Raw genomic sequence first — 24,522 nt, 5'->3', positions numbered from 1 at the left:
CGTTGTTGTGGGGAGGACAGCGCAGCGTTCCACGTGTCCCATGCTTTCGGGTTGCAAGTATGCGAGGTTTGGCGCTGCGTTTCCAATCCCTTTCATCTGCTCCATTAATATATAAAACATATGAAAGAGACATTCATCGACGTGCGCGCCTGGCGCCAGTTCGTCGCCGTGGCCGAAGAACTGCACTTTGGCCGGGCCGCGATCCGCCTGCACATGACGCAGCCGCCGCTGACCCAGGCCATTGCGCAGATGGAGCGCTCGCTGGGCGTGATGCTGTTCGACCGCACGCGCCGGCGCGTGGCGCTGACGCCGGCGGGCGAGGCCCTGCTGCCCGACGTGCGCGACTTTCTGGAGCGCGCGCAGGCGCTGCCGGTGCGGGCCCGCGCGGCGGCGGCGGGCGAGGTGGGGCGAGTGCGGCTGGCGTTTGTCTCCACCATCGGCTTCGAGCGGCTGCCCGAATGGGTGCGCGATTTTCGCGTGCTGTGCCCGCAGGTGGCGCTGGAGCTTGTGGAGGCCACGGGCGACGTGCAGCGCGCGCTGTTTGCGCGCGGCGAGCTCGATGGCGGGCTGGTGCTGCATTCGCCCGGCGCGGCCCCGCCCGAGCTGGCGCGCCTGGCGGTGGCCGAAGAACCCCTGGTGCTGGCGTTGCCCGCAAGCCACCCGCTGGCCGGTGTGCCGCGCCTGGACCTGGCGCAGGTGCTTGCCGAGCCGCTGGTGATCTTTCCGCGCCGCATCGTGCCCTCGCTGCACGACGCGATCTTTGCGCTGTACCACGCGGCCGGCCGCGTACCCGTGGTGGCGCAGGAGGCGATCCAGATGCAGACCATCGTCAACCTGGTGTGGGGCGGCCTGGGCGTGGCCTGGGTGCCCGAGAGCGTGACCCAGTTCCGCCGCGAGGGGGTGGTTTACCGCGCGGCCGATGCGTTCGGACCTGCTCCGGGCAAGGCGTGGACCAAGGCCGTGAAAGCGGTGCCCAGTCCCCTTCCGGTATGCGAGACCAGCCTGGTCTGGCCGGTCGGGCTAAACAACCCGGCGCTGGCGCGTTTCGTCGACTTCGTGCGCGAGCGCTCGGCTGCCGGTTAAGCAACTGCCGCAGCGCGCCCGCGCACGAACAGCAGCCCCGCCGCAACGGCCAGCAGCGGCAGCGCCACGGCGTTGATGGCCGTCCAGCCCACGCCAGTCAACAGCGCGCCCGAGGCAAAGGACATCATCGCCGCCACGATGCCGTTGGCCAGTTGCATCAGTGCCTGGGCCTGGCCGCGCTCCTCGGGCGCATGGCTTTCGGCCAGCAGCGTGGTGCCCGAGATCACCATCAGGTTCCAGCCCGTGCCCAGCAGGCAGGAGCTGGCCAAAAACTCGGTGAACGACAGGCCCGACAGCGCCACCACCGCGCTGGCCGCCAGGCACAGGGCGCCTACGGTGGCCACGCGGCGGCTGCCGAAGCGGTCCACCAGCGCACCCGAAAACAGCGCGGGTGCGAACATGCCAATCACATGCCACTGGATGACTTGCGCGGCGGATGCAGCCGAGAAGCCGCAGACCTCCATCGCCAGCGGCGTGGCGTTCATCACCAGGATCATCAGGCCGTGGCCGATGGCCGTCATCACCACTGCGGCGCGCAGGCCAGGGCGGGCGAGCAGGGCGCGCATGGCGGCCATGCCGCCCGCGGCCGGCTTGGGCGCCACGCCCTCGCGCAGCAGCGCCATCACCGCCCAGCCCAGCGCGGCCAGCACGGCAATCGCCAGGTAGGCGCCGGCCAGCGGCGTGGCCAGCAGGTTGCGCGACCACAGCGCCAGCGGTGGGGCGAAAACGGCCGCGCACAGGCCGCCCGCCACCACACAGGCGGCGGCCCGGCCTTTTTGCTGCGCATCCACCGCCTCCAGCGCGGCATAGGTGTAGTAGCCCGACGAGGCCTGGTAGGCACCGATGGCCAGCGTGCCCGCGCAGAAGACGGCAAAGCTGCCCCACTGCACCCCCGCCATGCTGATGAGGCCGCCCGCCACACCGCACAGCGCGCCGGCCTGCAGCCCCGCACGCCGGCCGTGGCGCTGCATGAACAGCGACAGCGGTTGCACCGACAGCAGGTTGCCCAGCACCAGCAGTGCCAGCGGCAAGGTGGCCAGCGCCGGCCAGGGCGCCAGCCGCGCACCGACGATGGAGGTCAGCGTGATGCCGATGATGGAGCAGCCCCAGTACAGGGCCTGGCCAGCGAACAGCAGGCGAACGGAGGCATTGCGCAGAAGCAGCATGGGTGGAGGCTTTCGGTGGTGCGCCGTGTCTGGCGCGGAGGAAAAGTGGTCAGTCCAGCAAGGCACCGGCGCCAAAGCGCTGAGCGTAGGCCTGCGGGCTCACGGCGCGGTGCTTGTGAAAACTGCGGCGCAGGTTCTCGGGGTGCTCGAAGCCGCACAGCCGGGCCACGGTGGAGACCGATGCCTGGGCCTGCGCGAGCAGGGTAGAGGCGGCCTCCACGCGCACGCGCTCCACATAGCGGCCTGGCGTGGTACCCAGTTCGCGCTGGAACACGCGCGTAAGCGTGCGCGGCGGCATGCAGGCGCGCCCGGCCAGGGCATCGAGCGACAGGTCGCCGCCCAGTTGCGAGGGAATCCATTCGAGCAGGGCCGCCAGCCGGGGTGCATGCCGCGTCTCGGGCGCCAGCAATGCGCTGAACTGCGCCTGCCCGCCTGGGCGGCGCATGAACATCACCAACCGGCGCGCCACGGCCAGGGCCATGGGGCGGCCCAGGTCTGCCTCCACCAGCGCCAGGGCCAGGTCGATGCCGGCCGTGACGCCGGCCGAGGTGAACAGGTGGCCGTACACGGGGTGGGCCGCGTCGTAGGTGTGCAGGCAGTCCTCGTCCACCTGCACGGCGGGGTAGTTTTGGCGCATGCTGTCCATGCGGCACCAGTGCGTGGTGGCGCGCAGACCGTCGAGCAGGCCGGCCTCGGCCAGCAGCAGGGCGCCCGAGCAGACCGAGCCCAGGCGGCGCACCTGGGGCTCGGCATGGCGCAGCCACTGCAGCATGCCGGTGTGGCCCAACTGGTCGGCCACGCCATCGCCACCCGCTACCAGCACGGTGTCCACGCCGGCGGGGTCGGTATCGGCCCAACTGCCATCGGCTACCAGCGCAAAGCCGGCCGAGGTGGTGACGGGCCCCGGCGCCTCGGCCAGCAGGTGCAGCGCATAGGCCGGCGGCAGGCCATGGCCGGTGCGCTCGCCATTGGCCGAGCCGAACACCTGCATCGGGCCGACCACGTCCAGGCTCATCACACCAGGGTAGACCAGGCAGGCAACGGTGCGGGTGGGGTGGGGCATGCCCCCAGTGTCGGCGTTCGTCCGGTTGGCCGCAATGACAATTAGCCCACATATCTGGCCAAATGGCAAGGTGCGCCGGCGGGACAAAGCGCAGTCAGGAGGCGCCAGCCACTGCTGTCCAGGCCACATTGTCAACAAGCGATAATTTGCTGGCGTTCGCTGCCGCATGGGCGCTATCCTGCAGACAGGAAGGGCCGCCAAGCCAAGGGTCCTCAACAGATTTGAACTTGTCCATCGCACGCTTTGAGGAGACTGCGAATGCCTTTCCCCTTGAGGTTTCCCCGAGAGATGCAGTGGCTCCTGAAGGCCGCGCGGCTGCTCGGCACCATCCAGGGCGACCCAGGGCGGGTGAATCTCGTCCTGGAACTTCAGCAACTGCTCATCCGGCGCATCGCCCGGTCGAAGCTGAGCCATGACCGCCTTCAGGACGCCAGGCTTCGCCTCAAGCAGCGCCTTGTGAGAGAGCGGCTGATCGGAGAGAAGGCGCGCGAGACGAAAGAGCTGGTCCTGAAAATCCAGGACCGCTGTGACGCGCTGGAACATCTGCGCTTTCTGTACCGCTGCTTTGGCGATGGCATTGCGGCGACCTACCATCCACCCCAGCGCCACAGGTACTTCTATTTTGCGCAGAGAACCCAGGCCAAGGAGCGCGCAGGTCTCATTTCCCGGCAGGAAACGTTTCGCAGGCGGTACCGGGCCTTGAGGCTGGGCACGGGCATGGGCATCCCCGTTGTCCTGGCCGATATGACGAACATGGTGGGGCAAGGCGATATCTGTGTTCTGGCGGGCAGTGAACCGCAGCCCGTGGAGCTGAAATCGCTGGCGCAACGCGGTCGCCCAGGAAAGCTCCTGGACGAAGAGCTGCGGCGCACCATGCAGCTTCTGGCAGGCGCTGGTCCGGCGGATTTTCACGGCGCACGCAATGCGCCGCCCCCGGAAATCCACCACGCGACAGCCCATGCAGAGCGCCTGAACACCTGTGTGCAGCAGGCCATGGAATCGGGCATTGCGCAGGTCTTCCCGGAAGAGGGCCTGCGCTACGTGGCGATCCGCGCAGACCACTACCAGGGCAACCCGGGTTGCCTGCATGCGCTCAAGGGCATGGCATCGAAGTCGCTGATGTCGATACAGGTGGCGCCCGAAATGGCCTGGGTGCCAATGCAGCCGTTCACCCTGTCAATGACCGCTGAAAATGCCGTGCTGTTCATGCAGGGGGCATTCCAGCTCTTTGTCTGCATCGACTTGAAGGTACTGGTGTCCCACTTCGCATCGCTGGGGGTGCATGCCATTGCCTTGATGGACGGGGTGACGGCGCTGCAGATTTCCAACGACCCCGAGGACTCTGGGCCGGGGTCCTACCGGGTCAGTGAGGTCATCTTTCAACGCATCTCCTGCGAGTTCATTGCGCTGCGCAGTTTTGCCCAGGAAATGGCGGGAATGCTGGAGCCGGCAGACGCCCCTGGGCTGCACGATGCCGGTGACCGGGATCTGCTTTTTGCACCACCCGCGCCTGAGTGGGACGAGGCGCGACACTACTACGACGAAGAAGGCCCACGCCTGCATTGAGTGGACAGCAGACTGGCCGGTGGGGCCGGATGTACGGGCGTTCCCCCTGCCTGAGCCCGGCGACAGGCGCGCGAGTACCTTGGGGGGCTCGCTCAGGCGGAGGTTTGTGACTGCAGGTAGTTCTGCAGGCCGATCTTGTCGATCAGGCCGATCTGCTTTTCGAGCCAGTAGGCGTGGTCTTCCTCGGTGTCGCGCAGCTGGGTCAGCAGCAGGTCGCGGCTCACGTAGTCGCCCACGCTCTCGCACAGCGCCATGCCGTTTTGCAGGGCGGCGCGCACTTCGTATTCGGTGGCCAGGTCCTTGCGCAGCATTTCGGGCACGGTTTCGCCGGGGGTGAATTCCTTGGGCCGCATGTCGGGACGGCCGCCCAGGAAGAGGATGCGGCGCAGCAGCGCGTCGGCGTGCTGGGTTTCTTCCTGCATCTCGTGGTCGAGGCGGGTGTAGAGCTTGATGAAGCCCTGGTCTTCATAGATCCGCGAATGCGCGAAATACTGGTCGCGCGCGGCCAGTTCGCCGCGCAGCAGATCCTTGAAGTAGTCGACGACCTGTGGGTTTCCCTGCATGTTTTTATCCTTGAATTCTGGCTAGGAGTATCGCGCGGACGAAGGCGTTTGGGGGGAATGTCCCCCTCTGTGCGCTCTGCATGCGTACAGGGATCAGAAGCGTTCTCATCGGGGGTGCGCCCGGTGCGCTCACAGCCTCCTGGGCGCTGCCCCCACACCTCGCGGGGCTGCCGGCTGCCAACTGCCACAGCGCGCGGGCACAATACCGCCCAAATGCTGACCTACCCCCAAATCGACCCCATCGCCCTGCAAGTGGGCCCGTTGGCCATCCACTGGTATGGCCTGACCTACCTGGCGGCCTTCGGGCTGTTCATGCTGCTGGGCATCGCCCGGCTGCGGCACCAGCCGTTCGCCTCCATTGCCGGCCCGGGCGCGTGGACGCGCAAGGACGTGGAGGACATCCTCTTCCTCGGCGTGGCGGGCGTGGTGATCGGTGGGCGGGTGGGCTACTGCCTGTTCTACAAGCCCGGCTATTACCTGAGCCACCCGCTGGAGATCTTCTACGTGTGGCAGGGCGGCATGGCCTTCCATGGCGGGCTGCTGGGCGTGATCGTCTCCATGCTGTGGTTTGCGCATTCGCGCAAGCGCCCCTGGCTGCAGGTGGCCGACTTCGTGGCGCCCTGCGTGCCCACGGGCCTGGCGGCCGGGCGGGTGGGCAACTTCATCAATGGCGAACTCTGGGGCCGCTTTGCCAGCCCCGACCTGCCCTGGGGCATGGTGTTCCCGCAAAGCGGCTCCATGCTGCCGCGCCACCCTTCGCAGGTCTACCAGTTTCTGCTGGAAGGGCTGCTGCTGTTCGTGCTGCTGTGGCTGTACGCCCGGCGCCAGCGCCGTGAGGGCCAGGTGGCCGCCGTCTTCCTGATCGGCTACGGGGCTTTCCGCTTCATCGCCGAATACTTCCGCGAGCCCGATGCGCACCTGGGCATCCTCTCGCTGGGCATGAGCATGGGCCAGTGGCTGTGCGTGCCCATGATCGTGGCCGGCATCCTGATGTGGCTGTGGGCCGCCAAGCGCGAGGGCGGCACGCCTGCGCTCACCACGCCCAAGCCCTGACCTGCCGCGCGGTGCCGATGACCGTCACCCGCCGCCAGCTCCTTCTGGCCAGCGCCGCCGGGTCGCCGCTGCTGGCATCGTGCGCCACGGACCTCACGCGCTACCGACACCAGCCGGTGGCCGGGGTGGCTGCCAGCCTGGGCGTGTGCGCAGCGGCGTACGCCACGCTGCAGGCGGGCCGCGTGCAGGAGACCGTGTTGGCAGGAACCTGTGGTGCGGCACCCGACGCGGTGTTCCAGGCGGCCTCGCTGACCAAGCCCGTCGTCGCCTATGGCGCTCTGCGCCTGGCCCTCGCGGGCCAACTGGACCTCCAGGCGCCCGTCTCGCACTATCTGCCGCAAGGCTATGTGCACTACCAGCATGTGCTGCGGCGCAAACCCGGCGATGCCAGCGACACCGTGCCCGCCAGCACGCTGGCCCGCATCCCCGTGGCCACCTTGCTCAACCACAGTTCGGGCCTGCCCAACTGGACCGGCGGCACGCTGACCCCTGCCTTCGACCCCGGCCAGCGCTGGCGCTATTCGGGCGAAGGCTATGTGCTGCTGCAGACCGTGATGGAGGCCGCCACCGGCAGGCCCATCGCGCAGTGGATGGACGCTGAGGTGTTTGCACCCCTGGGCATGCGTGACTCCAGCCTGGTCTGGCAAAGCGCCTACGAAGGCCGGGCCGTGCAAGCCCATGGCGGCGCCGCCAGCGGCATGCGCTGGGGCGTGCCCGTGGCTGCCGCCTCGCTGTACACCACGGCGCGCGACTATGCGCGCCTGTTGGCCGCCGTCGTGGCCGATGAGCGGTTGCTGGCGCTGGCCATGTCCGCCCCCGTGGTGGCCGACAAGGCGCTGGGGCTGGAATGGGGCTATGGCTGGGGCATCGAGCGCACCCCGGCCGGCCCCATGCTCTGGCAGTGGGGCAACAACCCGGGCTTTCGCAACTTCGCCATGGTCTCTCCCGGCTCGGGCGATGGCTTCGTGCTGCTGACCAACAGCGACCGGGGCATGGCCCTGGCGGTGCCCCTGGCGCAGCAGGTGCTGCCGGTGGAGCACCCGGTGTTCAGGTCTTCCCTGTTGGGATAGCGCTTTGGCTCAGGCCAGCGGCTTGCGCATCAGCGCCAGGTACTGGCCCTGGATATAGTCGTCGATGCGCGCGTACTCGGCGTAGCCCTGCTTGAGGTAAAAAGCCCGTGCCTGCCACTCGAAGGTTTCGAGCTTGGCGTTTTTTGCACCCAGTGCCTTGCCCTGGGCTTCGGCCATGCCCAGCAGGCGTGCGCCCAGGCCCTGGCCGCGCTGGTCCTCGGCCACCCACAGCACATCGGTCTGCAGCCAGTAGACGAACACATAGGAGCGGATGCCTGCCACCAGCCGGCCGTGGAGATCGCGCACGTCCAGCCGCACCGGCTGCACCTGCGGGTATTCGCCCACGGTGCGGTAGTTGAATTCGCGCATGTGCTTTCCAAGGGTTCCCGCCTGCAGGTCTTCGGGGGAGGGTGGGGCGAAGGTGTAGGAATAGGCCATGGATGCAGGGGGCGGGCTGAATGGGGCGGCGATTATGCCGGCAGTTCGGCCGCTTGCTCTATGGAACCTGCCTCCCCCAGCCAGGCCTGCACCTGCCCGCGTATGCCGTCCAGCACCGGGTTGGGCGCGCGCGCCACGCGCTGCACCCAGGCGATGTGCGATTGCAGCCCTTGCGTCGGTATGTCCAGCGCAACCAATCGGCCCTGTGCCAGCAAAGGGGCAGCCGGAGCCACGATGCCCAGGTAGACGGCATCCGTGTGGCTGACCACGTCCAGCAGGTCGGCCACCGATTCGCTGCCCAGGGTGATCAATGTGTCGGGGTGGGCCTGCAGGCCCAGGCGCTGCACCAGCAGCCGTCCCGTGGCCGCGCTCATGCCGGTGCAGGCCACGGCAAATTCCGTGAGGTCGGCAAATCGCACGGGGTGCCGTTGCGCCAAGGGGTGGCCGGGCCGCACCAGCACACCGGTGGGCAACTCGGCCAGTGTGTGCACTTCCAGGTCGGCGTGGGCACCGGGGAGGGAGCGCAGGTCCATCACCAGCGCATCCAGTGCGCGGTCGCGCAGGGCCTGTATCTGCTGCGCCTGGGGCCCGCCGCTCAGTTGCAGGCGCATATGGCCTGCATGCCCGGCCGCCATGTGCAGCAGGCGGCGGCCCAGCAGGGCATGGGGCGTGGCGGTCATCCCCAGGCGCACGGAGCCCGCTTCGCCGCTGACATGGTGGCGCACCACCTGGTGCAGCTCGTCGGCCTGGGCCACCACCTGGCGCGCATGCTCCAGCACGGTGCGGCCGATGGGGGTGAGGGCGTTGCGGTGGCCGCTGCGCTCGACCAATGCAGCGCCCAGGTGCGCTTCCAGCATGGCGATGCTGCGGCTGAAGGCATCCTGCGAGCGCCGCGTGCTGTCCGCCGCACGGGTGAAGCTGCCGCTGTCGGCCAGGGCAATGAAATGGCGCAACTGGGCGATGGTGGTGCTCATGCGGAAAATCGAACTAAACGACTTGAATTATGCATTGGACGAACATTTCGTTACCGGCTTAGCATGCAACCCTCTCGCCCGCCCACCGAATCCAAGAAAGCGCTGACGTACATGATCAAGAAACTCCTGCTGGGGCTGCTGGCCCTGGTGGTGCTGCTGGCTGTGGCCCTGGGCGTCAACACAGCGCGCAAGGGCTCGCGCCAGCTGGAGGTTGCGCCGATTGCCAAACTGCCGGTGGACGATGCCGCCGTGGCCGGCCGCCTGGCCGAGGCGGTGCGCCTGCGCACCGAGTCCTCGCGCGACGATGCCAACTTCAGCGCCGGCCAGTTCATGCAGTTCCATGCCTTGCTGCAGCAGCGCTTTCCGCTGGTGCACGCCAAGCTCAAGCGCGAGGTGGTGGGCGACCTGAGCCTGCTCTACACCTGGCCCGGCAGCGATGCCAATGCCGCCCCGGTGATGCTGATGGCCCACCAGGACGTGGTGCCCGTGGCGCCCGGCACCGAGGGCGACTGGGAGCAGCCCCCGTACTCGGGTGCCATAGAGGGCGGCTTCGTCTGGGGCCGTGGTTCCTGGGACGACAAGGGCAACCTCATGAGCCAGCTCGAAGCCGTGGAGATGCTGCTGGCCAGCGGCTTTGCGCCCCAGCGCACCATCTACCTGGCCTTCGGTGCCGACGAGGAAGTGGGCGGCCTGCGCGGCGCCGCCAAGATCGCCGCATTGCTGCAGGAGCGCAAGGTGCGCCTGGATTTCGTGATCGATGAAGGCCTGTTGATCCTGGACGGCGTGATGCCCGGCCTGGCCAAGCCGGCCGCCGTCATCGGCGTGGCCGAGAAGGGCTATATGTCGGTGGTGATGACGATGTCGGGCACGCCCGGCCATTCGTCCATGCCGCCGCACAAGGGCAGCAGCGCCATCGCCATGATGAGCGACGCGCTCAAGCGCCTGGACGAAGAGCAGATGCCCGGCGGCATCCGCGGCGTGGCGGGCGAACTGTTCGACACCTTGGCGCCCGAGATGGGTGGCGTGAACCGGGTGGTGCTGTCCAACCTCTGGCTGTTCCGCCCCGTGGTGCAAAAGCAGTTCGAAGGGGCCGCCAGCACCAACGCCATGCTGCGCACCACCACGGCCCTGACCATCGTGAACGCCGGCAACCGCGACAACGTGGTGCCCGGCCGCGCCGAGGCCACGGTCAACTTCCGCATCATGCCCGGCGATACCCAGGAGCAGGTGATGGAGCACATGCGCAGCAAGATCAGCGCGCCCACAGCGCAGTACGAGCTGAGCCCCTTGCCCGGTGCGGTGGACGCCTCCAAGGTCGCACCCACCGATTCCACCCAGTACCGGCTGCTCAACCAGACCATCCGCGAGATCTTCCCCGACGTGCTGGTGGCCCCGGGCCTGATGGTGGCGGGCACCGACTCGCAACACTATGGCGCCGTCAGCGACCACATCTTCAAGTTCTCGCCCGTGCGCGCCAACTCGGAGGACCTCAAGCGCTTTCATGGCACCAACGAGCGCCTGGAGATCGCCAACTATGCGGACGCGATCCGCTTTTATCACCGGCTGATCGGCCAGGTGAGCCAGGCGGGCGCCAAGCCCTGAGTCGACCTTTTCAGGGGCAGGCCAGCCGGTCCATCGCCTCGCGCGTGAGCCTGTAGCTCAGCCGGTCGGCCACCAGTACCGCGCCCAGACTTTCGTAGAAGGCGATGCCCGCGTGGTTGCCGGCCTTCACGTTCCAGTCCATGCGGCCGCAGCCTTTCTGGGCCGCATGCCGCGCCACCCAGGCCATGAGCAGCCGGCCAATGCCCTTGCCCCGTGCATTGGCGCTGACGAACAACTCCTTGACCATGCACTGCAGCCGGTGCCCGGGGCTCGGGTCCACGATGGAATGCAGGAATACGATGGCGGCAAAACCCATTGCCTTGCCCGCCGCATCGCTGGCCACTACCAGACGCACAGTCGAGCCGGGCGCGAGAAGGTGGTCGCGTAGGTGTGTGTGCACGGCCTCGCGCGGGGCCGTGGCCACGCCGGCATCGGCGTAGTAGGCGTTCAGCTCGCAGAGCAGGTCGGTCAGCGAGGCATGCGGACTGTCTGCCAGCGCGATGTGCAGCGCCGGGCCAGGGCTCATGCGACGGTCATGGGAAAAAGCGCTGGAGTGCATCCTCGAAGGCCGGTACGTCGGCACCGACGTGGCTGGCGTTGTACTCCGCCCTGAGCAGCGTCAGCCCGGGGTTGCTCTGCGCGGCCATCTGCGTATACAGGGGGTTCACGATGAGTACCGTATTGCCGTTGATGGCGCCCGTCAGGAACAGCGTGGCGGGCAGGGGCTTGCCGTCGAGTTGCTTTTCGTAGGCGAGGAAGGCCCTCGCATCACCGTGGCCGCCCACGCTGGATTCGGTGGACAGGTAGTGCGAGAAGCTCAGCGCGCCGGCCATTCCCTCGATCACCAGAGCTGCCACCACGAAGTAGCCGCCGTGCGACAGACCCGAGAGCGCGCGGCGCTTGGGGTCGGCACGGTACTTGCGCTCGATGCTGGGCGCCAGCTCCTTGGTGATGAAATTCAGGTAGACAGCAGCGCCGGGCAGCAGGAAGTCCGTGCCGCGTTGGGCCGTGCCACCGATGCCGACCAGGATGGCCTGCGTGCCCCGGCGCTGCATCACCTGCTTGAACGTGTCGAAGCGCGTGGGGGCCAGGCCGCTGCTGCCGTACAAGGCATCGCCTTCGGTCACATAGATGGTGGGCAGTGTGGCCGTGCCCGTGGCATAGGCCGGGGGCAGGTAGACGCGGATGGCGTACGAGCCGCCCGTCGCTTCGGACCTGAGCGACGAGTTGATGACCTGGCCCACAGGTTCGGCAGGCGGCTCGTCGCTGGACGAGCCGCCACCGCCGCAGGCAGCCAGCGCCGTGGCGGCGGCTGCCGCCAGCAAGGCCGTGCGGCGTGGCATGGAGACGGTGGTGGGGCGGGGCGTTGGCTTGGGCAGCATGCGTTGGACTCCTCCTGTTCGGCCCATTGTAGGAGGCTTGCCTGAAGGCGCTGGTGACCGCCGCACGGATGCGTCTGCCGGCTCAGAACTGCGCCCGGTTGAGGTCCGCGATCAGCGTGGTCTCCACCGGCCGCCAGCCCAGGCGCTGCTGCGTGAGCGCGCTGGAGGCCGGGCTGTCCATGCCGGCAAAGCGGGCCAGCCAGCCAAAGTGCTGTTCGGCACCACTGGCCGGCACCGAGGCCACGGGCAGGTTCAGGCCGCGCCCGATGGATTCGGCAACCGCCTTGAGCGCCACACCTTCTTCGCCGACCGCGTGGTAGCGGGTGCCGCGCGTGCCTCGCTCCAGCACCAGTCGGTACAGGCAGGCGGCATCGAGCACATGCACGGCGGGCCAGCGGTTGGAGCCTTCGCCCAGGTAGGCCGACACCCCTTTCTCGCGGGCCAGTGCGATCAGGTAGGTGATCAGGCCCTGCTTGAACGGGTCGTGCACCTGCGGCAGCCGCACCACGCAGGCATGCACGCCCTGCTGCGCGAGGGCCATTGCAGCCTCTTCCGAGGCGCTGCGCGGCACACCGGCGCTGCTGGGCACGGGCGCATCCTCTTCGGTGCCCACGCCGCCCCTGTTGCCCAGCAGCGTCATGCCGGTGGTCACGAGCAGGGGCCGGTCGGTGCCCGCAAGCTCGGCGCCCAGCGCCGCGATGACCCGCCGGTCGGCCTCGCAGTTGGCCGCATAGGTTGAAAAATCGTGGTTGAACGCCGTGTGGACCACGCCATCGGCGTGGGCAACGCCGCGGCGCAGGCTGGGCAGGTCGTCGATGGAGCCGCGGTGCACCTCGGCGCCCACGGCGGCCAGGCGCTCGGCCCCTTCGTCCGAGCGGGCCAGGCCCAGCACGCTGTGGCCCGCATCGATCAGCTCATTGACGACGGCCGTTCCCACAAAACCGGTCGCGCCGGTCACGAATACTCGCATGGTGATGTCCTTCCTGTGAAAGGAGGGCAGTGTCGCCACGGGGCTTATCCGGGTAAAGTAGTGATCTTATACAGGTATAAGAAGTAACAGGACTGCATCCATGCCCGACACCAACGACAACCCGCTGGGCAACTACCTGCGCGACCGCCGCACCCGGCTGGACCCTGCGGCGCTCGGTTTTTCGCTCGCGCGCCGGCGCACGCCCGGCCTGCGCCGCGAAGAAGTCGCCCAGCGCGCCCATGTCAGCGCCACCTGGTACACGTGGCTGGAGCAGGGGCGCGGCGGGGCGCCTTCGGCCGATGTGCTGGCGCGCATCGCCCGCGCGCTGATGCTCACCGAAGCCGAGCGCGAATACGTTTTTTTGCTCGCCCTGGGCCGCCCGCCCGAGGTGCGCTTTCAGGACCCCGAGGGCGTGACGCCCCGGCTGCAGCGCGTGCTCGATTCGCTCGAAACCAGCGCCGCCTATGTGAAGACCTCCACCTGGGACGTGGTCGCCTGGAACCATGCCTCCACCCTGGTGCTGACCGACTATGGCGCGCTGCCCGTGGGGCAGCGCAATATCCTGCGCGTGGTTTTCGGCAGTGCGGCGCTGCGCCGCAAGATGCCCAACTGGGAGCGTGATTCGCGCTTCATCGTCGGCGCCTTCCGCGCCGACGTGGCGCGTGCTGGCGCCGCCGCCCGCGTGCAGCCCATGGTGGAGGAGTTGTGCGAAATCGACCCCGAGTTCCGCGCGCTCTGGCGCGACAACGGTGTGCAGAGCAGCTATGGCGAGCACCCCAAGCACGTGGTGCACCCCGTGGCCGGCCCCATCGACCTGGAGTATTCGGCCTTTGCCGTCGATGGCCGGCCCGACCTGGGCATGGTGATCTACACCCCCGCCACGCCGCGCGACCTGGCGCGTGTGAAGGCGCTGATTGCTGCGGGCGAGGAGGGCAAGGCGGCGGCAGCGGCAAGCGCTGCTGTCAGGCGCCAGCGCCAGACCACGCCCGCATAGACACGCCCCTCACATCGCCGATGCAAAAAAACCCGCCAGTTCCGCATGCCTGCAGGAGACAAGCCAGATGACCGCCATGTCCGCCGTACCTTTGAGCTTCGAGCAATTCCAGGCCCAGTCGCTTGCCGGCGGGTTCGACGAAGCGCTGGTGCGTGAATGGGCGCCGGGTCAGGTGGTGCCCGAGCACCGCCACGACTTCGGCGTGAGCGCCATCGTCGTGCAGGGCGAGATGTGGCTCACCTGCGAGGGCCAGGAGCGCCGCCTGGTGCCCGGCGATACGTTTACGCTGTACCGCAATGAGCCGCATGCGGAACGGTATGGGGCGCAGGGTGCGACTTACTGGGTGGCACGGCGAATCTCTGCCGATTGATTGAAGGCCCCCGGGCCTGCAGCACCGCAGTTTGGCGCACTTGCGATGCTGCATGGCGAGAGGCGGCGCCTTTGCTACAGCGAAGAGGTAGAAGCAGCGTTTGGTCCTGCGCGTGGATTTGCGGCGCCGTCGTTGCAGGCAGGCGCGAGACGCCCAGAAGCGCCATCAAAGAGCCTGGGGTGTTGCTCGCTTGCTGCAGCAACTGGTTTTTTGGCCTCGCTTACCAAAAATCACGCTTGCCCCCCTTGTCATTTTCCATAATTATGAGAAATTACACCTATGTGAGAGCAAAGCCTGCGTTTGCCGTCATTTGATGGCATGTTGGCGGCAAAAGCCGGGGCCCTTGTGGGGCCTGGCAGCTGATTCACCCGGAGTTCACCCGCACATGCGCCTGGTATCCAATTCCCTGCACGATGAAGTCGCCTCGCGTCTGCGCGAGGAGATCTTTGCCGGCAAGCTGGCGCCGGGCAGCTTTCTGGACGAAGCGGCGCTGTGTGAGCGGCTGGAGATTTCGCGCACGCCGCTGCGCGAGGCACTCAAGGTGCTGGTGGCCGAGGGCCTGCTGCGCCATGAGCCGCGCCGTGGCTGCTTCGTGGCCGAGGTCACGTCCAAGGACCTGGACGAGATATTCCCCGTGATCGCGCTGCTCGAAGGCCGCGCCGCGCACGAAGCCACGCGCCGCGCCAGTGCGGGCGACGTGGCTGCGCTGGAGGTGCTGCACCAACGCCTGCAGGCGCATGCCGCAGCCGGGCGCATCCCCGAATACTACGCAGCCAACCACGCCATCCACGAGGCCTTCATCACGCTGGCGGACAACCGCTGGCTGGCCCAGGTGATCGGCGATCTGCGCAAGATCCTGCGCCTGGCGCGGCTGCAGCAGTTGCACGCGCCCGGGCGCCTGCAGCAGAGCCTGGCAGAGCACCTGGCGGTGTTTGCAGCCCTGAAGGCCCAGGACTGCGATGCCGCCGAGGAGGCCATGCGCACCCATCTGCTGCGCCAGCGCGAGGCCCTGCGCGACGTAGCCCGCACCCAGCAATCGAGGTTGACACCATGAACATGAACACTGCCCCCGAATGGATTGCCCGCAGCGTCTCGCGCCTGCGCTCCGCTGCACCCGCCAGCGACAAAGCCGCAGGCGACAAGCCTGCCGGTGACAAGGCCCCGGGCGACAAGCTTGCGCGAGCGGCCGCCGACAAGGCCAACGTGACCGACGTGGTGGCCAAGGTGGCTGTTCCGCGCTCCACCAACGAACGCCTGGCGGCAACGCTGCGTCGCGGGCAGGAGGCCTTGTCGCCGCGTGCCCTGCGCCGCCTGCTGGCGGACCTGCAGGAGGTGGTGGCCCCGCAGGTGAGCGAGCTCGAAGGCGGGCGCCGCGCCCACGGCGTGGCCCAGTGGTATGCCGAGGCTGCGCCCGAGGAGCGGCGCGACATGTGGCTGCTGCTGTGCGAGCAGTTCGCACCCGATGCCACGCGCTTCAAGTCCGCCCGCCAGCGCTACGAGGCCGCAGCGGGCACGGCCGAGGAGGGCCAGGCCGAGATCAGCCTGCGCCGCGCCCTGGTGTCGCCGCGCACCCGCCTGCTGCAGCGCTTTGCGGTGGTGCCCGAAGGCATGCGCTTTTTGCTGGACATGCGCGCCGAGCTGCTGCCCTTGCTCAAGGCCGACAAGCGCCTGCTGCCGCTCGACGCGGAGTTGGAGCACCTGTTCTCGACCTGGTTCGACGTGGCCTTTCTGGAGCTGCGCCGGCTGTCGTGGGACTCGCCTGCCTCGCTGATCGAAAAGCTCATCAAGTACGAGGCGGTGCACGACATCCGCAGCTGGGCCGACGTGAAGAACCGCCTGGACAGCGACCGCCGCTGCTACGGATTCTTCCACCCGCGCCTGCCCAACGAGCCGTTGATTTTCGTGGAGGTGGCGCTGGTGGACCGCATCTCCAGCAGCATCACCCCGCTGCTGGACGAGGCCGCCGCACCGGCCGACCTGGCCAAGGCCACGACGGCCATCTTCTACTCCATCAGCAACACCCAGACGGGGCTGCGCGGCGTGAGTTTTGGTGATTCGCTGATCAAGCACGTGGTGGAGACGCTGACCGAAGAGTTCCCGCGCCTGCGCACCTTTGCCACGCTCTCGCCCATCCCAGGTTTCAGGGGCTGGCTGGCCAAACATGCGGCGCCCATGCTGGAGCGGCTGGACGACAAGCGCCGCGCCGAGCTGGGCCGCGCCGTGGGCTTCGAGCCGCCGCAGGCCGCGCACCTGCTCACCGCACTCGAAAAGCCGCTGGACCTGGACGCCCGCTCGCCCGTGCGGCAGATGCTGCTCGAATGCGCGGCCCACTACCTGGCGCGCGAGCTGGCCGAGGGCAAGCCCGTGGACCCGGTGGCGCGCTTTCACCTGGGCAACGGTGCGCGCGTGGAGCGCCTGAACTGGGGCGGCGACCCCTCCACCAAGGGGCTCAAGCAGTCGTACGGGCTGATGGTCAACTACCTGTATGACTTGAAGCGCATCGACAAGCACCGCAGCATGCTGGCACAGGGCAAGGTGCCCGCATCGGGAGATATCGACAGCCTGTGCAAAGGCTGAATCGCGGCGTTACCGCCCCTGCGTGCCGCGTCCAGAGGGGTAACCCGTAACCCCTGGGGCCGTGGTGTGCATCGGTGACACCCGTGTCGTGAGGCGGCGCTACCATGCGCCTTTTGTTGTGTTGGACCTTTTATTTCTATTTTTATAAGACAGGAGACAAGATGAAAGACAACGACCTGCAGCGCCGCGACGTGCTGCGCGGTGCCGCTGCTGCGGCCACCGCACTGGCCTGTGGCAGCAGCTGGGCCCAGGCGTCCGCATGGCCGAGCAAGCCGGTGAACCTGGTGGTGCCGTTCCCGGCCGGTGGCGGCACCGATGCGTTTGCGCGCCCGCTGGCGGCGCAGTTCTCCAAGACCACGGGCAAGACCCTGGTCATCGACAACCGGGGCGGCGCCGGCGGTACCGTGGGCGCCAGCTACGCGGCCAAGGGCGCGCCCGATGGCTACACCCTGTTCATGGGCGCCGTGCACCATGCCATCGCCCCGTCGATGTACCCCAAGCTCGACTACGACATCGAGAAGGACTTCATCCCCCTGGCCCTGCTGGCCAACGTGCCCCAGGTGGTGGTGGTCAACCCCAAGGCCGTACCGGTGGCCAACTTCCAGCAGTTCATCGACCACGTCAAGCGCAACCCCGCCAAGCTCAACTACGGCTCGGCCGGTGCCGGCACCTCGCACCACCTGGCGGGCGAGCTGTTCAAGCAGCAAACGGGCACCTTCATCACCCACATCCCCTACCGCGGCGCGGGCCCGGCCCTGCAGGATCTGATCGCGGGCAATGTGGACATGATGTTCGACGGCCTGGGCTCCTCGGCCACGCACATCAAGAGCGGCCGCATCAAGGCGCTGATGGTCTCGGGCAGCAAGCGCAACCCGGCCTTCCCCGACGTGCCCTGCGCCGCCGAGGTGGGCCTGCCCGATTACACCGTGACCACCTGGTATGGCCTGTGGGCGCCCAAGGGCACGCCGGCCGACATCCAGGCGCGCATTGTGGAAGAGGTCAAGCGCGTCGGCACGGCCGACGAGATCAAGACCATCTGGGCCAGCAACGGTGCCGACTACGGCACCCTGACTCCGCAGCAGTTCGGCGCCATGGTCAGCAGCGAAGTCAAGCGCTGGGCCACGGTGGTCAAGGCCTCGGGCGCCAAGCTCGACTAAGAAGGTGTGAACGAACCCGCCATGCCCGCTCATGCCTCCAAAACACGCGCGCTCGTCGTTGCAAATGCTCGCCATAGCCCGCGCTATGGCTGTGCTTTGCGCCTAGATCGCACGCGTTGTGGCGGCCTGCTCGGACACGCCGGGTCCATTCACACCTTCTGAACGCCCCCCAATTAGCGGCGAGCAGGGAAAGGCAATATGCAGGCAGTTGTATCAGCAGCGATGACAGCGGCGCAGGTAGTCGCGGCGCGCGCACCCGGCGCGGCCGGCGATGCTGGCGTGGTGCAAGTCGCGCTGTGCCACACCGGCCGGCTCAACGCCATGTCGCGCGCCATGTGGCAGCAGCTGCGCGCTGTGTTCAAGGACATCCAGCGCAGCCACGATGTGCGCTGCGTGCTGATCGAAGGCGAGGGCGCAGCCTTCTGCGCGGGGGGCGATATCTCCGAGTACCCGGGCTTTCGCTTCGACGCGGCGGCGCTGCGGGAATTCCACGAGGGCGACGTCTGGGGCGGGCTCTCGGCCATGCTCGACTGCGACGTGCCCATCGTCGCCCACATCGCCGGCGCCTGCATGGGTGCGGGCGTGGAGATCGCCAGCTGCTGCGATGTGCGCGTGGCCCATGCGGCGGCGCGCTTTGGCGCACCCATCGCGCGCCTGGGCTTTCCCATGGCGCCGCGCGAGGCGCAGTTGGTGGCCGGTGCCGTGGGCGAGGTCACCGCGCGCCAGATGTTGCTGGAAGCCGCGACCTTTGGCGCTGACGAGATGTTCGCGCGTGGCTTTCTGAGCCGCGTGGTGGCCGATGCCGAAGAGGCCCGCGCCGAGGCCCTGGCCAGCGCCTGCCGCATTGCGGCGCTGGCGCCAGGGGCCGCACGCTTGAACAAGCAGACCCTGCGTGCGCTGAAAGCGCCGCTGTCCATCGACCCGTCGCAGCACCACCCTGCTTCTTCCAGCCACCACCATGCCACAGACCCCTATGCCTATGCGGACAGCGCCGAGCACCGCGAAGGCATCACCGCCTTTCTCGAAAAACGCCCCCCTGTGTTTTGAACCGCCGCTTTGTTGCCTATACGGATGACCGCACCATGAGTTCCACCCCTCAGCAAAACCTGTTCAGCGCCCTGCGCGCCGCCTTCCCCGCCGACCTGGCCAGCACGGCGGTGGAGACCTCCACCGCCGATGGCCGGCCGCTGCTCTACAGCTGGAGCGACCTGGACCGCGCCAGCGCCCGCATCGCCAACCTGCTGGTGTCGCTCAAGCTGCCCGAGGGCAGCCGCGTGGCCGTGCAGGTCGAGAAATCGGTCGAAGCGCTGCTGCTGTACCTTGCCACCTTGCGCGCGGGCTACGTGTTCCTGCCGCTCAACACCGCCTACCAGAGCGCCGAGATCGAGTACTTCATCGGCAACGCCGAGCCTTCCGTGGTGGTCTGCACGCCCGGCAACTTCGGCTGGGTGAGCAAGATCGCCTTCACCCAGGGCACGCAGCATGTCTTCACCCTGGGCGACGACCGCACGGGCAGCCTGCTGGATCGCGCCGCGCACCATGGTGACGAGCACACGCCCGTGCCGCGCTCGGCCGACGACCTGGCCGCCATCCTCTACACCAGCGGCACCACGGGCCGCAGCAAGGGCGCCATGCTCACGCACGGCAACCTGCAGTCCAACGCCGAAGTGCTCAAGGACTACTGGGGCTGGAAGCCTGGTGACGTGCTGATCCACGCGCTGCCCATCTTTCACGTGCACGGCCTGTTCGTGGCCATGCACGGTGCGCTGATCAACGGCAGCAAGATGATCTGGTTCAGCAAATTCGACCCCAAGGCCGTGCTCGCCGCCATGCCGCGCGCCACCGTCTTCATGGGTGTGCCCACGCTCTACGTGCGCCTGCTGGCCGAGCCGGGGCTCACCAAAGAGACCGCGAAGAACATGCGCCTGTTCGTCGCGGGCTCGGCGCCGCTCTTGATCGAAACCTTCAACGAATGGCAGCAGCGCACCGGCCACACCATCCTGGAGCGCTACGGCATGAGCGAGACCATCATGCTCACCTCCAACCCCTATGCGGCTGACAAGCGCCACCAGGACCAGACCGAGCGGCGCGGTGCCACGGTGGGCTTTCCGCTGCCCGGCGTGGGCCTGCGCGTAGTGGACGATGCGAACAAGGGCCTGCCCGTGGGCGAGATCGGTGCCATCCAGGTCAAGGGCCCCAACGTCTTCAAGGGCTACTGGCGCATGCCCGAGAAGACGGCCGAGGAGTTCACGTCTGACGGCTGGTTCAAGACCGGCGACGTGGGCAAGGTCGATGAGCGCGGCTACGTGAGCATCGTCGGCCGCAGCAAGGACCTGATCATCAGCGGCGGCTACAACGTCTACCCGGCCGAGATCGAGGGCTACATCAACGACATGCCCGGCGTGGCCGAAAGCGCCCTGGTGGGCGTGCCCCACCCGGACTTCGGCGAGGTGGGCGTGGCTGTGGTCATCGCCAAGCCCGGTGCCAAGCTCGACGGCGAGGCCATCGTGGCGCATCTCAAGTCGCAGTTGGCCAACTTCAAGATCCCCAAGCGCTGCTTCGTGGCCGACGAACTGCCGCGCAACACCATGGGCAAGGTGCAGAAAAACCTGCTGCGCGATCAGCACAGGGGCTTGTTCGCCTGAAGGGGTGTTGGCGGCGCAGCCGCCGCTGCCGTGCGCGATCGAGAAGGGGCCTGCGGGCCCTTTTTTCATGCCCGGGTTCTCGCCGGCAGGTCGAAGAACCTGCGCACGTGCAGCTCCAGAAGCCGGCGCGCGGGTCACGCCGCAGCTGGTGCATTGGATTCAGGAAATGCTCCACATGCGCTGCCAACGTTTTTCCTCAGCGGCTATCCGTCGGTTGTATGCCGTCATCGGGTTCGTTCAGCTGCCTGTGTCTCTGCTGGGCATGGTCGCACCCTGGATCGGCGTGCCGGAACTCACGTTGGTGCTGTCGGTGCTTGCACTCAAGAGGTACGGCCGGGTGCTGGTTGTTGCACTGCTGGGCGCGCAAGACCCGCGCTGATGCGGCTCGAGGCATCGCACGGTGCACGCAGTGCGCCACGTCGCTTTTTCAGCGATCCGATCCGGCACCTTCCACCTGTCTCCGGTGTACTTTATCTACAGGTAGATGCTGCTGCCGCTACACCGGGCAGCGTGTTCTGAATGCTATTCTTTGGCGGAAGAAATCTCATTGCGACACCGTGGTGAGGGATCTGCCAAATAACGCACAGGAGAATCACGCATGGCAGTAGAAAAAGTGGCCCTCATCACCGCCGGCGGCAGCGGCATGGGCGCGGCGGCGGCGCGCAAGCTGGCGGCCGATGGCTACAAGGTAGGCATCCTGTCCTCGTCGGGCAAGGGCGAGGCACTGGCCGCCGAACTGGGCGGCCTGGGCGTGACCGGCTCCAACCAGTCCGTGGAGGACCTCACCCGGCTGGTGGACCAGGCGGTGGCCCGCTGGGGCCGCATCGACGTGCTGGTCAACAGTGCCGGCCATGGCCCGCGCGCCCCGGTGCTGGAGCTGACGGACGAGCAATGGCACGTGGGCATGGACGTCTACCTGCTCAACGTGATCCGCCCGACGCGCCTGGTCGTGCCCCACATGCAAAAGCAGGGCGGGGGCAGCATCATCAACATCTCCACCGCCTGGGCCTTCGAGCCGAGCGCGATGTTCCCGACCTCGGCGGTGTTCCGTGCCGGGCTGGCGGCCTTCACCAAGCTGTTCACCGACAGCTACGCCAAGGACAACATCCGCATGAACAATGTGCTGCCCGGCTGGATCGACAGCCTGCCGGCCACGGAAGAGCGCCGCCAGACCGTGCCCCTGGGCCGCTACGGCAAGAGCGCCGAGATTGCCGCCACCATCGCCTTCCTCGCGTCGGAGGGCGGGGCTTACATCACCGGCCAGAACCTGCGCGTGGATGGAGGGCTGACGCGCTCGCTCTGATCCTGGCTCAGGCGGTAGCGCGGATGCCGGCGGGGCCGGCGTTCACCACTGGCTGCGCCTGCTGTTCCATTGGCGCATCGGGCAACCAGCGGCAGGCTACCACGCCCAGCACGGCGACTGCGGCGGCACAGGCCCATACGGCCTGCAGCGCATGCGGGCCGGCACTGGCCATGGCCTCGGGGTGCCCGGCCACCAGCGTGTGCAGCACCTGGGCGAACAGCGTGGTCAGCAGCGCCACGCCCACGGCACCACCCAGGCTGCGCAGCATGACCGGCACGGCGGTGGCAATGCCCATGAGCTGCACGGGCGATGCGCGCTGCGAGACCATGGTGATGATGGGGAACAGCAGGCCGATGCCCATGCCCAGCGGCAGCAGGCAGGCCGACAGCACCAGCGGCTGCGCGGGCGCCCACTGCATGGCGGCGGCCAGCAGCACGAAGCCCAGCACCACCAGCGCGCTGGCGCCCATGCCCAGGTTGCGGGCCGGCACGCGGGCGCGCAGCAGGCGGCCGCTGCCGATGGCGGCGGCCGTCACCCCTGCCATCAGCGGCAGCAGGTGCCAGGCGGCCGTGGTGGGCGCCAGGTGCAGGGCGGTCTGCAGGTAGGCGGGCATGAAGACCACGGCGGCATACAGCGCCACGCCGGTGACCATCCCTATCACGGACGCCGCCGCATACACCGGCCGGCTGAACAGCGACAGCGGCACCAGCGGGTGCGCGGCCCGGCGCTGGCGCAGCAGGAAGGCCACAGTGCACAGCGCGCACACGGTGCCCAGCACGGCGGCCGACAGCCAGTCGGGCAACTGCAGACGCTCGTGCTGTGTCATCAACAGGGCGCTGCACAGTGCAGCGGTGAGCAGCACCGCGCCCAGGTGGTCGATCGGCGTGCGCGGCCCCCTGGCTTGGCCGCGCAGCGTGGCCGCCAGCACACCAAACGCCACCAGCGCCAGCGGCACGTTCAGCCCGAAGGCCCAACGCCATGACAGATGCTCGGTGAGCCAGCCGCCCGTGAGCGGGCCAAACATGGTGGCCACGCCATACACCGCGCCCAGCAAGGACTGGTAGCGCCCGCGCTCTGCCAGCGGAAACATGGCGGCCACGGTCAGCATGGTCAACGTCATCAGCCCCCCGCCGCCCGCGCCCTGCAGCGCGCGCGCCAGCACCAGCTGCAGCATGCTCTGGCTGGCCGCGCAGGCCAGCGAGCCCAGCAGGAACAAGGCGATGGCCAGCAGCAGCATGGGCTTGCGGCCATGCACGTCGGCCAGGCGGCCATACAGCGCAATCACCACCGTCGCGGCCAACAGGTAGGCCGAGAAGGTCCAGGCCGGCGGCAGGCTGCCGGGCATGTCGCGGGCGATGGAGGGCAGGGCGGTGGAGAGGATGGTCTGGTCCAGCGCGGCCAGCACCAGCATGAGCATCAGCGCGAGCAGGGGCAAGGCCGTGGTGCGGGGCTGGGCCAGTTCAGGTGGCTGCGTGGCAGGCATGGGGTTGGGTGTCGTCATGGCCGGCAGTGTCGCGGCGCTGCATGGTTCTGTACAGTGCAATGATCTGAACATACAGTTGCACGGTATGAAAATTTATGACCTCAACCTGCTTGTCGCGCTCGACGCGCTGCTGGCCACCGGCAGCGTGACGGCGGCGGCCGAGCGCGTGCACCTGAGCACCCCGGCCATGAGCCATGCGCTGGCCCGCATCCGCGAGGTGTTCGGCGATGCCATCCTGGTGCGCGCGGGCCGCCAGTTGGTGCCCACGCCGCGCGCCCTGGCGCTGGCCGAGCCCGTGCGCCAACTGCTGGCCCAGGCACGCGCATTGCAGTCGCCGGGCGAGGGGCCGGGCGGCCTGGCGCAGGTGCGACGGCATTTTGTGGTGCGCGCGCCCGAGGGCATGGCGGTGGTCTACGGCGCGGCGCTGTCGCAGGCGCTCGCGCAGGAGATGCCGTTGGCCAGCCTGCAGTTTCTGGCCGAGAGCCACAGCGATCCCGCTGCCCTGCGCGAGGGGCGGGTGGACCTGGACGTGGGGGTGTTCCGCAGCCGCGACCCCGAGGTGGAATGGCAGGAGCTGTCGCAGCAGCCACTGGTGGGGGCTGCGCGCGCCGGCCACCCGCTGCTGGCCAAGCCGCTCACGCCCGCACGCCTAGCCGCTGTACGCCATGTGGGCGTGACACTGCGGCCTGGCGAGCCCAGTACGCTGGACGATGCGCTGGCTGTTCTGGGCCTGGCGCGCCTGGTGGCGCTGCAGGTGCCCAGTGCCTTTGCGGCGCTGATCGCGGCTTCGCGGTCGGAGCTGGTGGCCTGTGTGCCTGAGCGGGTGGCGCGGGGCATGTCTCCTTCACTGAAGCTTGAAGTCTTTGCGTTGCCGTTGCCGTTGCAGAGTGACACTACGCGCATGGCGTGGCATCCGCGGTACAGCGCGGATGCGGCGCACCGTTGGTTGCGGGAGTGTCTTTTGAAGGTGTTGGATGATCCGTTGATCAAGGGGCCGGCGGTGAAGCCGGCGCGTCAGCGGAGGTAGCTTTGGTCGGGTTGTGGTTGCTCTTGTTGTTTTTCC

24 protein-coding genes are annotated in these 24,522 nt (G+C 68.1%); 15 read left to right on the top strand and 9 right to left on the bottom strand.

Going from position 1 to position 24,522, the window contains the following annotated elements:
* The first annotated feature begins 120 nt into the window (after positions 1-120).
* On the top strand, positions 121-1,083 hold the full coding sequence (locus tag ASE28_RS01165; RefSeq protein ID WP_057263944.1) for a LysR family transcriptional regulator: 963 nt from the start codon (positions 121-123) through the stop codon (positions 1,081-1,083).
* Here the strand turns inward: ASE28_RS01165 and ASE28_RS01160 are convergent.
* Together ASE28_RS01160 and ASE28_RS01155 are read right to left on the bottom strand one after the other, a co-directional pair.
* A complete protein-coding gene (locus ASE28_RS01160) occupies positions 1,080-2,249 on the bottom strand; it encodes an MFS transporter (RefSeq protein WP_057263942.1) in 1,170 nt (389 codons plus the stop codon). The genes ASE28_RS01165 and ASE28_RS01160 overlap by 4 nt on opposite strands.
* Before the next feature lie 49 nt (positions 2,250-2,298).
* Positions 2,299-3,312: a GlxA family transcriptional regulator gene (locus tag ASE28_RS01155; protein ID WP_057263940.1), complete on the bottom strand. Its 1,014-nt coding sequence runs from the start codon at positions 3,310-3,312 to the stop codon at positions 2,299-2,301.
* A 288-nt stretch (positions 3,313-3,600) separates the two neighbouring features.
* Between ASE28_RS01155 and ASE28_RS01150 the strand changes: the two genes are divergently transcribed.
* Complete coding sequence (locus ASE28_RS01150; protein WP_235516011.1) at positions 3,601-4,878, top strand: hypothetical protein; 1,278 nt, start codon at positions 3,601-3,603, stop codon at positions 4,876-4,878.
* Between the two features lie 92 nt (positions 4,879-4,970).
* Here ASE28_RS01150 and bfr read toward each other — a convergent pair whose 3' ends face one another.
* Positions 4,971-5,441, bottom strand: coding sequence for a bacterioferritin (gene bfr, locus ASE28_RS01145; RefSeq protein WP_057206436.1), 471 nt, complete (start codon positions 5,439-5,441; stop codon positions 4,971-4,973).
* 213 nt (positions 5,442-5,654) lie between these two features.
* Here bfr and lgt point away from each other — a divergent pair, with 213 nt between their 5' ends.
* Both lgt and ASE28_RS01135 read left to right on the top strand, forming a co-directional pair.
* Positions 5,655-6,494 carry a prolipoprotein diacylglyceryl transferase gene (lgt, locus tag ASE28_RS01140; protein WP_057263936.1) on the top strand — a complete coding sequence of 280 codons (840 nt, stop codon included), beginning with the start codon at positions 5,655-5,657 and terminating at the stop codon, positions 6,492-6,494.
* A 17-nt stretch (positions 6,495-6,511) separates the two neighbouring features.
* A complete protein-coding gene (locus tag ASE28_RS01135; protein ID WP_057263934.1) occupies positions 6,512-7,564 on the top strand; it encodes a serine hydrolase in 1,053 nt (350 codons plus the stop codon).
* A gap of 9 nt (positions 7,565-7,573) precedes the next feature.
* Here the strand turns inward: ASE28_RS01135 and ASE28_RS01130 are convergent, their stop codons facing one another.
* Together ASE28_RS01130 and ASE28_RS01125 are read right to left on the bottom strand one after the other, a co-directional pair.
* A complete protein-coding gene (locus ASE28_RS01130; RefSeq protein ID WP_057263932.1) occupies positions 7,574-8,002 on the bottom strand; it encodes an N-acetyltransferase in 429 nt (142 codons plus the stop codon).
* Between the two features lie 32 nt (positions 8,003-8,034).
* Complete coding sequence (locus ASE28_RS01125) at positions 8,035-8,976, bottom strand: LysR family transcriptional regulator (protein WP_057263929.1); 942 nt, start codon at positions 8,974-8,976, stop codon at positions 8,035-8,037.
* Between the two features lie 111 nt (positions 8,977-9,087).
* Here ASE28_RS01125 and ASE28_RS01120 point away from each other — a divergent pair, with 111 nt between their 5' ends.
* The gene (locus tag ASE28_RS01120) at positions 9,088-10,578 is read left to right on the top strand and encodes a M20 family peptidase (protein ID WP_057264342.1); all 1,491 of its coding nucleotides are present in this window, start codon (positions 9,088-9,090) and stop codon (positions 10,576-10,578) included.
* 10 nt (positions 10,579-10,588) lie between these two features.
* Here the strand turns inward: ASE28_RS01120 and ASE28_RS01115 are convergent, their stop codons facing one another.
* The 3 genes from ASE28_RS01115 to ASE28_RS01105 all read right to left on the bottom strand — a co-directional run bounded on the left by ASE28_RS01115 (position 10,589) and on the right by ASE28_RS01105 (position 12,930).
* Positions 10,589-11,104: a GNAT family N-acetyltransferase gene (locus tag ASE28_RS01115; protein ID WP_057263927.1), complete on the bottom strand. Its 516-nt coding sequence runs from the start codon at positions 11,102-11,104 to the stop codon at positions 10,589-10,591.
* A gap of 7 nt (positions 11,105-11,111) precedes the next feature.
* The gene (locus ASE28_RS01110; protein WP_057263925.1) at positions 11,112-11,960 is read right to left on the bottom strand and encodes an alpha/beta hydrolase; all 849 of its coding nucleotides are present in this window, start codon (positions 11,958-11,960) and stop codon (positions 11,112-11,114) included.
* Positions 11,961-12,042: 82 nt separating this feature from the next.
* Complete coding sequence (locus tag ASE28_RS01105) at positions 12,043-12,930, bottom strand: SDR family oxidoreductase (RefSeq protein ID WP_057263923.1); 888 nt, start codon at positions 12,928-12,930, stop codon at positions 12,043-12,045.
* A 100-nt stretch (positions 12,931-13,030) separates the two neighbouring features.
* On the opposite strand from ASE28_RS01105, the gene ASE28_RS01100 reads away from it, so the two are divergent.
* The 9 genes from ASE28_RS01100 to ASE28_RS01065 all read left to right on the top strand — a co-directional run bounded on the left by ASE28_RS01100 (position 13,031) and on the right by ASE28_RS01065 (position 21,976).
* Entirely contained in the window at positions 13,031-13,924 is an 894-nt protein-coding gene (locus tag ASE28_RS01100) for a helix-turn-helix transcriptional regulator (protein WP_057263922.1), read from the top strand.
* A 76-nt stretch (positions 13,925-14,000) separates the two neighbouring features.
* Positions 14,001-14,294, top strand: coding sequence for a cupin domain-containing protein (locus ASE28_RS01095; RefSeq protein ID WP_057206515.1), 294 nt, complete (start codon positions 14,001-14,003; stop codon positions 14,292-14,294).
* A gap of 385 nt (positions 14,295-14,679) precedes the next feature.
* Positions 14,680-15,348, top strand: coding sequence for a GntR family transcriptional regulator (locus tag ASE28_RS01090; protein WP_057263920.1), 669 nt, complete (start codon positions 14,680-14,682; stop codon positions 15,346-15,348).
* A 2-nt stretch (positions 15,349-15,350) separates the two neighbouring features.
* Positions 15,351-16,871: a malonyl-CoA decarboxylase gene (locus ASE28_RS01085; RefSeq protein WP_057206414.1), complete on the top strand. Its 1,521-nt coding sequence runs from the start codon at positions 15,351-15,353 to the stop codon at positions 16,869-16,871.
* A 161-nt stretch (positions 16,872-17,032) separates the two neighbouring features.
* Entirely contained in the window at positions 17,033-18,028 is a 996-nt protein-coding gene (locus ASE28_RS01080; RefSeq protein WP_057263917.1) for a tripartite tricarboxylate transporter substrate binding protein, read from the top strand.
* Positions 18,029-18,250: 222 nt separating this feature from the next.
* On the top strand, positions 18,251-19,075 hold the full coding sequence (locus tag ASE28_RS01075; protein ID WP_057263916.1) for an enoyl-CoA hydratase/isomerase family protein: 825 nt from the start codon (positions 18,251-18,253) through the stop codon (positions 19,073-19,075).
* Between the two features lie 35 nt (positions 19,076-19,110).
* The gene (locus ASE28_RS01070) at positions 19,111-20,673 is read left to right on the top strand and encodes a malonyl-CoA synthase (protein WP_057263913.1); all 1,563 of its coding nucleotides are present in this window, start codon (positions 19,111-19,113) and stop codon (positions 20,671-20,673) included.
* Positions 20,674-20,740: 67 nt separating this feature from the next.
* Entirely contained in the window at positions 20,741-21,052 is a 312-nt protein-coding gene (locus tag ASE28_RS31755) for a hypothetical protein (protein WP_157421794.1), read from the top strand.
* Positions 21,053-21,271: 219 nt separating this feature from the next.
* Positions 21,272-21,976, top strand: a complete 705-nt coding sequence (locus ASE28_RS01065) for an SDR family oxidoreductase (protein ID WP_057263912.1) — start codon at positions 21,272-21,274, stop codon at positions 21,974-21,976.
* Between the two features lie 7 nt (positions 21,977-21,983).
* Here the strand turns inward: ASE28_RS01065 and ASE28_RS01060 are convergent, their stop codons facing one another.
* A complete protein-coding gene (locus tag ASE28_RS01060; RefSeq protein ID WP_235516010.1) occupies positions 21,984-23,477 on the bottom strand; it encodes an MFS transporter in 1,494 nt (497 codons plus the stop codon).
* A gap of 67 nt (positions 23,478-23,544) precedes the next feature.
* On the opposite strand from ASE28_RS01060, the gene ASE28_RS01055 reads away from it, so the two are divergent.
* Entirely contained in the window at positions 23,545-24,486 is a 942-nt protein-coding gene (locus ASE28_RS01055; RefSeq protein WP_057263910.1) for a LysR family transcriptional regulator, read from the top strand.
* The last annotated feature ends 36 nt before the right edge of the window (positions 24,487-24,522 follow it).

This window comes from Acidovorax sp. Root219 (genome assembly GCF_001428665.1).
Classification (GTDB): Bacteria; Pseudomonadota; Gammaproteobacteria; order Burkholderiales; family Burkholderiaceae_C; genus Acidovorax.
This window is presented reverse-complemented; position numbering and strand designations above follow the sequence as displayed.

Coding starts and splice junctions, on each gene's coding strand:
- ASE28_RS01165 (WP_057263944.1), top strand. CDS start 121: ATGAAAGAGACATTCATCGACGTGCGCGCCTGGCGCCAGTTCGTCGCC.
- ASE28_RS01160 (WP_057263942.1), bottom strand. CDS start 2,249: ATGCTGCTTCTGCGCAATGCCTCCGTTCGCCTGCTGTTCGCTGGCCAG.
- ASE28_RS01155 (WP_057263940.1), bottom strand. CDS start 3,312: ATGCCCCACCCCACCCGCACCGTTGCCTGCCTGGTCTACCCTGGTGTG.
- ASE28_RS01150 (WP_235516011.1), top strand. CDS start 3,601: ATGCAGTGGCTCCTGAAGGCCGCGCGGCTGCTCGGCACCATCCAGGGC.
- bfr (WP_057206436.1), bottom strand. CDS start 5,441: ATGCAGGGAAACCCACAGGTCGTCGACTACTTCAAGGATCTGCTGCGC.
- lgt (WP_057263936.1), top strand. CDS start 5,655: ATGCTGACCTACCCCCAAATCGACCCCATCGCCCTGCAAGTGGGCCCG.
- ASE28_RS01135 (WP_057263934.1), top strand. CDS start 6,512: ATGACCGTCACCCGCCGCCAGCTCCTTCTGGCCAGCGCCGCCGGGTCG.
- ASE28_RS01130 (WP_057263932.1), bottom strand. CDS start 8,002: ATGGCCTATTCCTACACCTTCGCCCCACCCTCCCCCGAAGACCTGCAG.
- ASE28_RS01125 (WP_057263929.1), bottom strand. CDS start 8,976: ATGAGCACCACCATCGCCCAGTTGCGCCATTTCATTGCCCTGGCCGAC.
- ASE28_RS01120 (WP_057264342.1), top strand. CDS start 9,088: ATGATCAAGAAACTCCTGCTGGGGCTGCTGGCCCTGGTGGTGCTGCTG.
- ASE28_RS01115 (WP_057263927.1), bottom strand. CDS start 11,104: ATGAGCCCTGGCCCGGCGCTGCACATCGCGCTGGCAGACAGTCCGCAT.
- ASE28_RS01110 (WP_057263925.1), bottom strand. CDS start 11,960: ATGCTGCCCAAGCCAACGCCCCGCCCCACCACCGTCTCCATGCCACGC.
- ASE28_RS01105 (WP_057263923.1), bottom strand. CDS start 12,930: ATGCGAGTATTCGTGACCGGCGCGACCGGTTTTGTGGGAACGGCCGTC.
- ASE28_RS01100 (WP_057263922.1), top strand. CDS start 13,031: ATGCCCGACACCAACGACAACCCGCTGGGCAACTACCTGCGCGACCGC.
- ASE28_RS01095 (WP_057206515.1), top strand. CDS start 14,001: ATGTCCGCCGTACCTTTGAGCTTCGAGCAATTCCAGGCCCAGTCGCTT.
- ASE28_RS01090 (WP_057263920.1), top strand. CDS start 14,680: ATGCGCCTGGTATCCAATTCCCTGCACGATGAAGTCGCCTCGCGTCTG.
- ASE28_RS01085 (WP_057206414.1), top strand. CDS start 15,351: ATGAACACTGCCCCCGAATGGATTGCCCGCAGCGTCTCGCGCCTGCGC.
- ASE28_RS01080 (WP_057263917.1), top strand. CDS start 17,033: ATGAAAGACAACGACCTGCAGCGCCGCGACGTGCTGCGCGGTGCCGCT.
- ASE28_RS01075 (WP_057263916.1), top strand. CDS start 18,251: ATGACAGCGGCGCAGGTAGTCGCGGCGCGCGCACCCGGCGCGGCCGGC.
- ASE28_RS01070 (WP_057263913.1), top strand. CDS start 19,111: ATGAGTTCCACCCCTCAGCAAAACCTGTTCAGCGCCCTGCGCGCCGCC.
- ASE28_RS31755 (WP_157421794.1), top strand. CDS start 20,741: ATGCCCGGGTTCTCGCCGGCAGGTCGAAGAACCTGCGCACGTGCAGCT.
- ASE28_RS01065 (WP_057263912.1), top strand. CDS start 21,272: ATGGCAGTAGAAAAAGTGGCCCTCATCACCGCCGGCGGCAGCGGCATG.
- ASE28_RS01060 (WP_235516010.1), bottom strand. CDS start 23,477: ATGACGACACCCAACCCCATGCCTGCCACGCAGCCACCTGAACTGGCC.
- ASE28_RS01055 (WP_057263910.1), top strand. CDS start 23,545: ATGAAAATTTATGACCTCAACCTGCTTGTCGCGCTCGACGCGCTGCTG.